This window comes from Methylobacterium ajmalii (assembly GCF_036448855.1).
Classification (GTDB): domain Bacteria; phylum Pseudomonadota; class Alphaproteobacteria; order Rhizobiales; family Beijerinckiaceae; genus Methylobacterium; species Methylobacterium ajmalii.
In genome coordinates this window covers 1-12,352 of sequence record NZ_JAZFXT010000025.1, presented here as the reverse complement: position 1 = coordinate 12,352, position 12,352 = coordinate 1, and the positions used below count along the sequence as shown (strand labels likewise).

The following is a 12,352-nucleotide window of genomic DNA, read 5'->3' as shown; positions in this document are numbered from 1 at the left end:
ATGCCTCCTCGGGTTGCGGCGCGCCCCGCGGGCGCCCGGGTGGCACGATCATAGAGGGCCTCGGTCTCCCGGGCAGCCCGGGCGGAGGGAGGAGGGCCGACGCCGTCCCCCGGGCCGGACGGACCCGGCGGCACGGCCGGGGAGATGAGCGTCGCCGCGATCCCGGCCTCTGCTCGGCTAAGCTTCGTGCCGAAAGCACACAGCCCGGAAAAATCGCCGCGGCGATGGAACCTGCCGCAGATCCGCCCTTGATCGGCGCGAGGCTCGCCGGGTTACAGTCGGTCGATTCGACGCGAAGGCCTGATGATGAGAGCTCTGCTGTACGGCGCAATCTGCACTCTCGCGACGGTCGAGCTGGCCGCGGCAGCCCACGCGGCCGCCCCGGCGAGCCGCGCCGAGCATCGGCGCGCGGTGCTCGCCCCCCTCGAACAGGCGGCGACCGACTGCTTCGCCGAGACCATCGGCAACAACCCGGCGGCGCTCGCCCATGCCCGGGCCGGGCGCTGGTACGAGGCGGCCGGGGTGATCGGCTTCCTGTGCCGGCCCGAGGTCGACGCGATGACCAAGGCCCGCGACCACCTCGAGGGCCGCGGCGCCGGCGGGCGCTACTTCACCGGCCCCTACACCCGCCACCTCGGCGAGCAGCTCGCCCGCCGCCTCGAGCCGCTGCTGACCACCAAGACCTTCGCCAACGCCGAGCCGCGGGCCGACAGCGAGGCGCCCGGCACGGCCGGCCCGGCCGGGGAGCCCTGAGGCTCCCCGCGCCGCCCTGCGTCGTCGCGCCGACCTTGCCTTGCGGTGGGGAAGGGATCCACACTCGCGGATCCCGAGAGGCACCCGTCGTGCCTCGTCGGCACCGCCGGTGCCGAGGGCGACGATCGAGGAGACCGCATGAGTGACGCCAGCGCGCCGGCCGCCGCGACCCCCATGGACGACGGCATCGTCGCCGCCGCGGAGGCCTGTCTCGACGGCGTCGGACGCGCCCGCGCGGCGATCCACGAGGTCATCTTCGGGCAGGAGGCCGTGGTCGACCTGGCGCTGGTGACGGTGCTGGCGGGCGGTCACGGGCTCCTCGTCGGCCTGCCGGGCCTGGCCAAGACCAAGCTCGTCGAGACGCTCGGCACCGTGCTGGGGCTCGATGCGCGCCGGGTGCAGTTCACCCCCGACCTGATGCCCTCCGACATCCTCGGCAGCGAGATCCTCGACGAGGACCAGGACCGGCACCGCTCGTTCCGCTTCGTGCGCGGGCCGATCTTCACCCAGCTCCTGATGGCCGACGAGATCAACCGGGCGAGCCCCCGCACCCAGTCGGCGCTGCTGCAGGCGATGCAGGAGCGCTTCGTCTCGGTGGCCGGCGCCCGCCACGACCTGCCGCGGCCGTTCCACGTTCTCGCGACCCAGAACCCGATCGAGCAGGAGGGCACCTACCCGCTGCCCGAGGCCCAGCTCGACCGCTTCCTCCTCGAGATCGACGTCGGCTATCCCGACCGCGCCGCCGAGCGCCGCATCCTGATCGAGACCACCGGCGCCGAGGAGCGCGCACCGCAGGCGGTGATGGACACCGAGTCCCTGCTCTCGGCCCAGCGCCTGGTCCGGCGCCTGCCGGTCGGCGAGGCGGTCGTCGACGCGATCCTCGACCTCGTGCGCGCCGCGCGCCCCGTCGGGGGCGACGCGGCGATCGCCGACAAGCTGCTCTGGGGCCCCGGCCCCCGCGCCAGCCAGGCGCTGATGCTGGCGGTGCGCGCCCGCGCGCTGATCGAGGGCCGGGTCGCGCCCTCGGTCGACGACGTGGCGGCGCTCGCCGAGCCGGTGCTCAAGCACCGCATGGCGCTCAGCTTCGCGGCGCGCGCCGACGGCGAGACGATCCCCGGCCTGATCGGCCGCCTCGTCGGGCGGCTCTGACCCGGTGGCCCCGACGCGCGTCCTCGACGCGGGTGCCCGCGCCCCCGGCCGGCGGGAGACCGAGACAGCCCTCTCCCTCGCCGAGCGGATGCCGCGCCTGATCCTCGAATCCCGCCGGGTCGCCGCGACGCTCGCGCACGGCCTGCACGGCCGGCGCCGGGCCGGGCCGGGCGAGAGCTTCTGGCAGTTCCGCCCCTTCGTCGCCGGGGAGGCGGCGAGCCGGGTCGACTGGCGCCGCTCGGGCCGGGACGACCGGCTCTACGTCCGCGAGCGCGAATGGGAGGCGGCCCACACCGTCTGGCTCTGGGTCGACCGCTCGGCCTCGATGGGATTCGGCTCCGACCTCGCCCAGGCGCCCAAGATCGAGCGCGCCCTCGTCCTGGCGCTGGCGCTCGGCGACACCTTCGTGGAGGCCGGCGAACGGGTCGGGCTGCTCGGCCTGTCGCGGCCGCTCGCCGCCCGCACCATCGTCGAGCGGATGGCCGAGACGCTGTCGGCCGACCTGTCGGGCCTCGACGAGGACCTGCCGCCCCGCGCGCCCGTCGGCCGCTTCGACGAGGTGGTGCTGATCGGCGACTTCCTGTCACCGCCCGACGAGGTGCGGGCCAGGGTCTCGGCCATCGCGGCCGCCGGCAGCCGCGGCCACCTCGTGATGGTGGTCGATCCGGTCGAGGAGACGTTTCCGTTCTCCGGCGAGGCCGAATTGCACGATCTCGAGGCGGGCCTGTCGTTGCGGGTCGGCGACGCCGCCGCCTGGGGCGAGGCCTACCGCCGGCGGATCCGCGCCCACCGCGACGCCTTGGGCGAGATCGTCCGGGCCCAGGGCTGGACGCTGACCCTGCACCGCACCGACCGGCCGGCGAGCGAGGCGGCTTTTCGCCTCGTCACCCTGGTCGCCGCCGCCCGCGGCGCGGGCTGAGGAGCGCCCTCGATGTTCGGACTGCCCCTCGGCTTCGCCGCCCCGGCTGCCCTCGCGGCCCTCATCGCGCTTCCGGCGCTGTGGTACCTGCTGCGGGTGACGCCGCCGCGGCCGCGGCGGATCGATTTCCCGCCGCTGCGCATCCTCGCCGACCTGCTGCCCGAACGCGAGACGCCGGCCCGCACCCCGCCCTGGCTGCTGGCGCTCCGGCTGCTCGCGGCCGCCTGCCTGATCCTGGCGGTGTCGGGGCCGGTCTGGAACCCGACCCCGCAGGCCGCGAGCGATGGGCGCGCTCCCCTCGTCCTCATCCTCGACAACGGATTTTCCGCCGCCCAGGACTGGCGCGACCGCCTCCGCGTCGCCACCGCCGAGGTCGAGGCGGCGGCCCGCGCCGGCCGGCCGGTGGCGCTCCTGCCCACCGCCTCCGGCCCGACGGGAATCGAGGCCACCGGCCCCGGCCCGGCCCTGGAGCGCCTGCGGGCGATCGAGCCGCTGCCGCACCTCGCCGACCGCGCCGCGCATCTCCCCGCACTCACCGCCTTCCTCGACAAGACGCCGGGCAGCACCGTCGTGTGGATCCACGACGGCGTGGCCGGGCCGGACGGCGACGCCTTCCCGAAGGGCCTCGCGGCGGTGGCCGGCCGCGACCGCGCCGAGATCACCGTGCTCAAGGCCGAGCGGCCGCCGGCGCTGGCGCTTGCCGGCCCCGATTCGTCGGGCGGGCAGCTCGGCGTGAGCGTGGTGCGGGCCGCCGCCAACGGGCGCGATGCCGGCACGGTCCGGGCCCTCGACGCCAAGGGCCTGCCGCTCGCCGAGACGAATTATTCCTTCGCGGCCGGGGCCGACGCGGCGCCGGTCCGCTTCGACCTGCCGGTGGAGCTGCGCAACGCCATCGCGCGGTTCGAGATCGCCGGCGAGCACTCGGCCGGCGCCGTGGTCCTGGCCGACGAGCGAGGGCGGCGGCGCCGGGTCGGCCTCGTCTTCGGCGGCACGGCCGACCAGGCCCAGCCGCTGCTCTCGCCGACCTACTACCTGTCGCGGGCGCTCACCCCCTTCGCCGACGTGCTGGAGCCCAGGGGCGGGCGCGGCGTCGCCGAATCGATCGGCCAGATGCTCGATTCCCAGGTCTCGGTGCTGGTGCTGGCCGATGTCGGCGCCCTCGACCCCGCGACGCTGGAGCGGGTCTCGGCCTTCGTCGACAAGGGCGGGCTGCTCCTGCGCTTCGCCGGGCCGCGGCTCGCCGCCGGCAGCGACGACCTCGTGCCGGTGCGCCTGCGCCGGGGCGGGCGCAACCTCGGCGGCACCCTGTCGTGGGACAGCCCGCGCACGCTCGCGCCCTTCGCCCCCGAGAGTCCCTTCGCGGGCCTGACGCCGCCGGCCGATATCGGCGTGCGCCGCCAGATCCTCGCGGAGCCGGACGGCGAGCTCGCCCGGCGCACCTGGGCCGCCCTGCAGGACGGCACCCCGATCGTCACCGCGGCCAAGCGCCGGGAGGGCATGGTGGTCCTGGTCCACGTCACCGCCGACACCACCTGGTCGAACCTGCCGCTGTCGGGCCTGTTCGTCACCATGCTGCGCCGGGTCGTAGCGCTCGCCGGCACCACCCCGCCGACGGCCGATGCCGCGCCCGGCGCCGCCCCGCCGGTGCTCGCCCCGCGCCTCACCCTCGACGGCTTCGGGGCGCTGAAATCCCCGCCCGCCACCGCCCGGGCGGTACCGGCGACCTGGACCGAGCGGGCGACCCCCGAGCACCCGCCGGGCTATTACGGCCCGCTCGACGGCGGGCTCGCCGTCAACGCGCTGACCGCCGAGGATCGCCTGAAGCCGCTCGACCTCGCCGCGCTCGCCGGCGCCCGCTTCGGCGGCCTGGAGGAGGCCCGCACCCGCGACCTGCGCGGGCCGTTCTTCCTCGCGGCCCTGCTGCTGCTGGCCCTCGATACCCTGGCGAGCCTGTGGCTCGGCGGCTTCCTCGGCCGCCTGTCGGCGCGCCTGCGGCGGCGGCCGGCGGCGGCCGCCCTCGTGCTCGGCCTCCTGGTGCTCGGCGCAGGCCCCGAGACCGCGCGCGCCGCCGAGCCCGCCGCCAACCGCCCGAACGGCATCGAATCGGCGCTGGTCACCCGCATCGCCTACGTGATCACCGGCGACGCCACGGTCGACGAGACCAGCCGGGCCGGCCTCGCCGGCCTGACCCAGATGCTGGCGAGCCGCACCGCCCTCGAACCCGGCGAGCCCGCCGGCATCGATCCGGCCAAGGACGAGCTCGCCTTCTATCCCCTGATCTACTGGCCGATCGTGCCGAGCCGGCCGCTGCCGAGCGAGGCGACGATCCGCCGGATCGACGCCTTCATGAAGAACGGCGGCACGGTGATCTTCGACACCCGCGACGCCATGACCGCCCGCCCGGGCGGTCCGCCGACGCCCGAGGCCCTCGCCCTGCAGCGGATGCTGGCGACGCTGGAAGTGCCGGAGCTGGAGCCGGTGCCCCGCGATCACGTGCTGACCAAGGCGTTCTACCTCGTCGACGCGTTCCCGGGCCGCTACGCCACCGGCCAGACCTGGGTCGAGGCCCTGCCGCCGGCGAGCGAGGGCGGCGAGCGCCGCCCGGCCCGGGCCGGCGACGGCGTCTCGCCGATCGTCATCACGGGCAACGACCTCGCCTCCGCCTGGGCGGTCGGCCGGCGCGGGGAAGCGCTCTACCCCCTCGTCGGCGGCGATCCGCGCCAGCGCGAGATGGCGTTCCGCGGCGGCGTCAACCTCGTGATGTACGCGCTCACCGGCAACTACAAGGCCGACCAGGTCCACGTTCCGGCTCTGCTGGAGCGGCTGGGGCAGTGAGGCGTCGCATCACCCAACGGTATCGTTCATGCTGAGCCTCAGCCTCGCCCCGCTCGTCCCGGTCCCGGTGCTCTGGGCCCTGGGCGGCCTCGCCGCGCTCCTGGCCGTGGTGGCGTTCCTCGCCCGCGGGCCGGTGGCGCTGCTGCGGGTCCTCGTCCTCGCCCTGGTGCTGCTGGCGCTGGCCAACCCCTCGCTGGTCCAGGAGGAGCGCGAGCCGGTCAAGGACATCGTCGCCGTGGTGGTCGACCGCTCGGGCTCGCAAGGCCTCGGCGACCGGCCGGCGATGACCGACAGGGTCAAGGCCGAGCTGCAGCGGCGCCTGGGCACCCTGACCGAGATCGAGCCGCGCTTCGTCGAGGTGCCGGAGGCCGGCGGCGACGAGGGCACGCGGCTGTTCACGGCGCTCTCGAGCGCGCTCGCCGACGTCCCGCCCGATCGCCTCGCCGGCGTGGTGATGCTGACCGACGGCGTCGTCCACGACATCCCGGCGAGCCTCGCCGCCGCGAGCTTCAAGGCGCCGCTCCACGTGCTGGTCACCGGCCGGCCCGACGAGCGCGACCGGCAGATCCGCCTGATCGAGGCGCCGCGCTTCGGCATCGTCGGGCGCGACCAGACCATCCGGGCCGAGGTGATGGAGCGCGGCGGCACCGGCTCGGCCGTCGTGACCGTCCGCCGCGACGGCGAGGAGGTGGTGCGCCAGTCGGTCCGCACCGGCCAGCCGTTCAACCTGACGCTCCGGGTCGAGCATGGCGGGCCCAACGTCGTCGAGATCGAGGCCGAGGCGCTGCCGGGCGAACTGACCACCGCCAACAACCGCGCGGTGCTGCCGATCGAGGGCATCCGCGAGAAGCTCCGGGTGCTGCTGGTCTCCGGCGAGCCCCATGCCGGCGAGCGCACCTGGCGCAACCTGCTCAAGTCCGACGCCAACGTCGACCTCGTCCACTTCACCATCCTGCGTCCACCCGAGAAGCAGGACGGCACCCCGATCTCCGAACTGTCGCTGATCGCCTTCCCGACCCGCGAGCTGTTTCAGCAGAAGATCAAGGATTTCGACCTCATCGTGTTCGACCGCTACGCCAACCAGAGCGTGCTGCCGTCGAGCTACTTCGACAACATCGTGCGCTACGTGCGCGAGGGCGGGGCGCTGCTGATCGCGGCGGGCCCCGAATTCGCCTCGGCCGCGAGCCTCGCCCGCACGCGGCTCGCCGCGATCCTGCCGGGCGAGCCGAACGGGCGCGTGGTCGAGCGGCCCTACAAGGCGGCGCTGACCAACAGCGGCCAGCGCCACCCGGTGACCCGCGACCTGCCGGGCTCAGAGGCCTCGCCGCCGGCCTGGGGCGACTGGCTGCGGCTCATCGGCGCCGAGGTCCGCCCCGGCGTGACCCCGATCCTGGCCGGCGCCGATTCGCTGCCGCTCCTCGCCCTGTCGCGCGAGGAGAAGGGCCGGGTGGCGCTCCTCCTCTCCGACCATGCCTGGCTGTGGGCCCGGGGCTACGAGGGCGGCGGGCCGCATCTCGACCTGCTGCGCCGTCTCGGCCACTGGCTGATGAAGGAGCCGGCGCTCGAGGAGGAGGCCCTGCGCGCCGCCACCACCGGCCACGGCCGCGAGGTCCGGGTCGAGCGCCAGACCATGGGCGACACCGCCGAACCCGTCACCGTGACGGCGCCGAGCGGCAAGGCCCGCACCCTGACGCTGAACCCCGACAAGCCGGGCCTGTTCGCCGCCGCCTTCGAGGCCGAGGAACTGGGGCTGCACACCCTGCGCTCCGGCTCCCTCGTCGCCTTCGTGAGCGTCGGGCCGGCCAACCCGCGCGAGCTGGTCGACGTGTTCAGCGACACCGAGCGCCTGCGCCCGCTCGCCGAGGCCACCGGCGGCTCGGTGCGGCGGCTCGCCGAGGCCGGCGGCGGGATCGCGATCCCGCGCCTCCAGCTCGCGCGGTCCGGCCGGCTGTCCGGCTCCGACTGGATCGGCTTTCGCCCGAGCGACAGCGCGGTGGTGCGCGGCGTCTCGGTCTACCCGCTGGGCCTCGGCCTCGCGGCGCTGGCGGCCCTCGCGGCGGCGGTGCTGGCGATGTGGCTGGCCGAGGGGCGGCGCGGACGGGCGTAAACCCGGATCGCGCCGACGCGGCAGGAGCTTGGCGGCGTGCGTTCACGCCGGACGCCGCCAGGCGGCCACCTGACGCGAGCCGGCAGGAAACGCCGGCAAGGGCCGACGGCGACGAGGGAAAATGGCCGCGTCGCCGGTCAGCCCGGCTCGCCCCAGGCTCCGGTCGCGGCGGCGGCCATCGCCGCCTCCGGCGTCAGCCAGGTCCAGTCCGTCCCGGCCTGGTGGCGGAACCACGTCACCTGCCGCTTGGCGTAGCGCCGCGTGTCGGCCTGGCCGCGCGCCACCGCCTCGTCGTAGGACAGCGTCCCGCGCAAATGGGCGATCAGCCCCGGCACCCCGTGGGCGCGCATCACCGGCAGCATCGGGTCGAGGCCGCGATCGGCCAGCGCCTCGACCTCGGCGAGGGCGCCCGCCGCCATCATGGCGAGGAAGCGGGCGTCGATCCGCGCCCGCAGCACCTCCCGGTCCGGGGTGAGGAAGAGCTTCAGGCACGGCAGGCCGGTGAGGGGACCCGGCCGGCGCGCGGCCTGGAAGGCGGCGATCGGCCGGCCCGTAGCGGTGAGCACCTCGAGCGCGCGCAGCACCCGCAGGCGGTCGTTGGGGTCGAGACGGGCGGCGCCGTCAGGGTCGCGGGCGGCGAGGGCGGCGTGCAGCCCGGGCGTCTCGCGCCCCTCCGCCTCGGCCCGCACCGCGGCGCGGATCGCGTCCGGCACCGGCGGGATCTCGGACAGGCCCTCGGTCAGCCCCATGAAATAGAGCCCGGTGCCGCCGACGACGATCGGCAGGCGGTCCGCCTCCCAGGCTTGCGCCAAGGCCGCACCGGCCGCGGCGAGGTAATGCCCGACGGAAAAGTTCACCGCGCCGTCCACGCTGCCGTAGAGGCGGTGGGGCGCCTGCGCCGCCTCGTCCGGGGCGGGGCGGGCGGTCAGGAGGTGGAGGTCGCGGTAGACCTGCATCGAATCGGCGTTGATCACCACGCCGCCGTGCCGGCGGGCCAGCGCCAGCGCCAGCGCCGACTTGCCCGAGGCGGTCGGCCCTGCGATGAGGATCGCCCGAACCCGCCCGTCCATGCCTGCCCCTTTCACGCGCGCGGCCGGGACGCGCCGCCTGAGACGAGCCCGAGATCCCCGATGACCCTGGTCGCCACCCTGATAGCAAACCCGGAGCGCCCCGCCATCACCGACGCGGTGCTGGCCGAGGCACGGGCGCTGCTGGCGACCGAGCATCAACCGCGGATCCTGCACGGCGAGGTCGCGGCCGAGATCCTGGTCGAGGGCGCGCCCGCCTCCGCCGCGGGCCTCGCCGAGCGCCTGCGCACCGCGCTCGCCGGCGAGCCGATCGACGTCGCCGTGCAGGCGGTGACGTCCCACCGGCGCAAGCGGCTCTTCCTCGCCGACATGGATTCCACCATGATCGGCCAGGAATGCATCGACGAGCTCGCCGACGAGGTCGGCCTCAAGGAGCACGTCGCGGCGATCACCGAGCGGGCGATGCGCGGCGAGATCGCCTTCGAGCCGGCGCTCCGCGAGCGGGTCGCCCTGCTCAAGGGCCTGCCGCTCGCGGCGGTCGAGGCGGTGATCGCGCAGCGCATCACCCTGATGCCGGGCGGGCTCACGCTGGTGCGCACCCTCAAGGCCCACGGCGCCTACACGGCCCTGGTCTCGGGCGGCTTCACCCTGTTCACCGGGCCGGTGGCGGCGCGGATCGGGTTCGACGAGCACCGTTCCAACCGCCTCGTGACCGAAGGCGACACGCTCGCCGGCGCCGTCGCGGAGCCGATCGTCGGGCGCGAGGCCAAGCGCGACGCGCTCGTCGAGCTGCGCACACGCCTCGGTCTCGACCCGGCCGAGACCCTGGCGGTCGGCGACGGCGCCAACGACCTCGCGATGCTGGAGGAGGCGGGCCTCGGCGTCGCGTTCCGGGCCAAGCCCGCGGTCGCCGCCGCCGCCCATGCCCGCATCGATCACGGCGACCTCACCGCGCTCCTCTACCTGCAAGGCTTCGCGGCGGCCGAGTTCGTCGGGTAGAGCGCTTCACGATCGCGTTGCAATCGCGAAGCTCTCTAGGTTACTGATTTTGCCGCATTTTCGTCGACGAACCGGCATCCACTTCGTCGGAAAATGCTCTAGCGTGAGTTCGCCGGGTCGCTTGCCTCGCAGCCCCGCATCGTGACACGAGACCGGATGTCGACCGGACTGATCCTGCATCCCGACGGCTGCCAGCGCTGCTGGTGGCCGGGCACCGACCCGCTCTACGTCGCCTACCACGACACCGAGTGGGGCGTGCCCGAGCACGACGACCGCGCCCTCTACGAGAAGCTGATCCTCGACGGGTTCCAGGCCGGGCTGTCCTGGATCACCATCCTGCGCCGGCGCGAGGGCTTTCGCCGCGCCTTCGCGGGCTTCGAGCCCGAGGCGATCGCGCACTTCGGGCCCGAGCGGGTCGAGGCGCTGATGCAGGATACCGGCATCATCCGCAACCGCGCCAAGATCGAGGCGACGATCCGCAGTGCGCGGGCCTACCTCGCCATCCAGGAGCGCGGCCCCGGCTTCTCGGCCTTCCTGTGGGACTTCGTCGACGGGCGCCCGCTCCAGACCACGGCCGAGACCCGCGCCGAGATCCCGACCGAGACCGAGATCTCGCGAAAGATGTCGAAGGCGCTCAAGGCCGAAGGCTTCGGCTTCTGCGGCCCGACCATCGTGTACGCCTTCATGCAGGCCGTCGGCATGCTCCACGACCACCTCGTCGGCTGCTGCCGCCACGCGCCGTGCGCCGCCCTGCCGGGCCCCGGCGGCCTCGGAGCGGCGCCGTGAGCGCCCCGGCCCGGGCGTGGCAGCGGATGCTGTCGGGGCGGCGCCTCGACCTCCTCGATCCCTCGCCCCTCGACGTCGAGATCGCCGACATCGCCCACGGGCTCGCCCGCGTCGCGCGCTGGAACGGCCAGACCGCGGGCCCGCACGTCTTCTCGGTGGCGCAGCACTCGCTGCTCGTGGAGGCGATCGGCGGCGCCCTCGAGCCCGGCCTCGGAGCCGCCGAGCGCCTGGAGCTGCTGCTCCACGACGCGCCCGAATACGTGATCGGCGACATCATCTCGCCGTTCAAGGCGGCGATCGGCCATTCCTACAAGGCGGTCGAGACCCGGCTGCTGGCGGCGATCCGCCTGCGCTTCGGGCTCGCCCCGTCGCCGAATGCGGCGATGCAGCGCCTGAGCAAGCGCGCCGACCGCCTAAGCGCCTACCTGGAGGCGACGCGGCTCGCCGGCTTCTCGCAGGTCGAGGCCGTGCGGGTCTTCGGCAAGCCCGACCGCGTCGACGCCGATCTCGCCGCCCTGCTGGATCCCTGGCCGACCGCCGACGCGCAAGGCGCCTTCCTGGCCCGCTTCCACGCCCTGGCCGATACCCTGGCCGATGGCCCCGCTTCCTGAGACGAAGGACCCGTCGCCACCATGCCGACCCTGCACGTCTGCCCCCTGTCCCGCCTGCCCGAGACCGTGGACGCGACGGGCGCGCGCCACGTGGTGACGCTGATCAACGTCGGCACGCCGGTGGTCCGGCCGCCCGCGATCGCGGAAGCCGACCACCTGTTCGTCGGGGTCAGCGACATCACCGACGCCCTCGACGGCCACGTCCTGCCCGACGAGGCGCATGTGCGCCGGCTTCTCGACTTCGTGCGCGCCTGGGACCGGGCCCGGCCCCTGGTGATCCATTGCTACGCCGGCATCAGCCGCTCGACCGCCGCCGCCTTCATCGCCACCTGCGCCCTGCGGCCGGACCGCGACGAGGCCGAGATCGCCCGCGAGCTGCGCCTCGCCTCGCCCTCGGCGACGCCGAACCGGCGCCTCGTCGCGGTGGCGGACGCGATGCTCGGCCGCGACGGGCGCATGGTGGCGGCCATCGCGGCGATCGGCCGCGGCGCGGACGCCTTCGAGGGCGAGCCGTTCAGCGTCACCATCGAGTGATTCCACTGTGGCCGAAAGGCAGCCCTGGCGCGCAAACGGGCATCGGCACTCCTGCGTCGCCGGGGAAGGGTTGTTTCACGTCACCTCACTCGCCATAACCCGATGCTCATCATGGGAGCATCGTCACGCATGTCCGCAGCCCGGTCCGATGCCAGCCGCGCGGCAGCCTCCGCACCCGCCGGCCCGACCGGAACCGCGGATCTGCCGTTCGAGAAGGCCCTCGAGGAACTCGAGGGCATCGTTCAGCGCCTGGAACAGGGCAACGTGCCGCTCGACGAATCCGTCGCGATCTACGAGCGGGGCGAGGCCTTGAAGCGCCATTGCGAGACGCTGTTGCAGCGGGCCGAGGCGCGCATCCAGCGCATCACCCTCGGGGCGGACGGACGTGCCGCCGGGACGGCGCCGCTCGATGTCGCCTGATCGCTCCCATTCCTCCCGCGCCGTGACTCGGCGGCGGGTTTCCTCCTTCCGGACGTGAGGATGGCTCCGGTGTCACCGCTCAACCTTCCCCTCCTCGACCGCGTCCGCATTCCCGCGGATCTGCGCCAGCTGCCCGAGAGCGACCTCGCCCAGCTCGCCGCGGAACTGCGCGCCGAGACCATCGACGCCGTCTCGGTCACCGGCGGCCATC

At 74.6% G+C, this 12,352-nt stretch carries 12 protein-coding genes; 11 read left to right on the top strand and 1 reads right to left on the bottom strand.

Annotated elements, in window-relative coordinates; all coding sequences use genetic code 11:
- Positions 1–306 precede the first annotated feature (306 nt).
- The 5 genes from V3T34_RS11225 (at position 307) to V3T34_RS11205 (ending at position 7,763) form a co-directional block, all read left to right on the top strand.
- The gene (locus V3T34_RS11225; protein WP_060849423.1) at positions 307–753 is read left to right on the top strand and encodes a hypothetical protein; all 447 of its coding nucleotides are present in this window, start codon (positions 307–309) and stop codon (positions 751–753) included.
- Positions 754–891: 138 nt separating this feature from the next.
- Complete coding sequence (locus tag V3T34_RS11220; RefSeq protein ID WP_060847601.1) at positions 892–1,902, top strand: AAA family ATPase; 1,011 nt, start codon at positions 892–894, stop codon at positions 1,900–1,902.
- A gap of 4 nt (positions 1,903–1,906) precedes the next feature.
- Positions 1,907–2,821, top strand: coding sequence for a DUF58 domain-containing protein (locus V3T34_RS11215; protein ID WP_060847602.1), 915 nt, complete (start codon positions 1,907–1,909; stop codon positions 2,819–2,821).
- A gap of 12 nt (positions 2,822–2,833) precedes the next feature.
- On the top strand, positions 2,834–5,656 hold the full coding sequence (locus tag V3T34_RS11210) for a DUF4159 domain-containing protein (RefSeq protein WP_331369166.1): 2,823 nt from the start codon (positions 2,834–2,836) through the stop codon (positions 5,654–5,656).
- Between the two features lie 28 nt (positions 5,657–5,684).
- Positions 5,685–7,763, top strand: a complete 2,079-nt coding sequence (locus tag V3T34_RS11205) for a hypothetical protein (RefSeq protein WP_060847604.1) — start codon at positions 5,685–5,687, stop codon at positions 7,761–7,763.
- 137 nt (positions 7,764–7,900) lie between these two features.
- On the opposite strand, the gene miaA is transcribed toward V3T34_RS11205, so the two are convergent.
- Positions 7,901–8,833, bottom strand: a complete 933-nt coding sequence (gene miaA, locus V3T34_RS11200; RefSeq protein WP_305077890.1) for a tRNA (adenosine(37)-N6)-dimethylallyltransferase MiaA — start codon at positions 8,831–8,833, stop codon at positions 7,901–7,903.
- Between the two features lie 60 nt (positions 8,834–8,893).
- Between miaA and serB the strand changes: the two genes are divergently transcribed.
- From serB to V3T34_RS11170, 6 genes are all read left to right on the top strand, one after another.
- Positions 8,894–9,790, top strand: coding sequence for a phosphoserine phosphatase SerB (gene serB, locus V3T34_RS11195; protein WP_060847606.1), 897 nt, complete (start codon positions 8,894–8,896; stop codon positions 9,788–9,790).
- A 156-nt stretch (positions 9,791–9,946) separates the two neighbouring features.
- Positions 9,947–10,576, top strand: coding sequence for a DNA-3-methyladenine glycosylase I (locus tag V3T34_RS11190; protein ID WP_305079798.1), 630 nt, complete (start codon positions 9,947–9,949; stop codon positions 10,574–10,576).
- A 26-nt stretch (positions 10,577–10,602) separates the two neighbouring features.
- Entirely contained in the window at positions 10,603–11,187 is a 585-nt protein-coding gene (locus tag V3T34_RS11185; protein WP_305079799.1) for an HD family hydrolase, read from the top strand.
- A gap of 21 nt (positions 11,188–11,208) precedes the next feature.
- Entirely contained in the window at positions 11,209–11,721 is a 513-nt protein-coding gene (locus V3T34_RS11180; RefSeq protein ID WP_060847608.1) for a tyrosine phosphatase family protein, read from the top strand.
- Between the two features lie 129 nt (positions 11,722–11,850).
- Entirely contained in the window at positions 11,851–12,141 is a 291-nt protein-coding gene (locus V3T34_RS11175) for an exodeoxyribonuclease VII small subunit (RefSeq protein ID WP_048431453.1), read from the top strand.
- A gap of 69 nt (positions 12,142–12,210) precedes the next feature.
- A partial coding sequence (locus tag V3T34_RS11170; RefSeq protein ID WP_288586648.1) for a 1-deoxy-D-xylulose-5-phosphate synthase N-terminal domain-containing protein occupies positions 12,211–12,352 on the top strand: 142 nt, incomplete at its 3' end.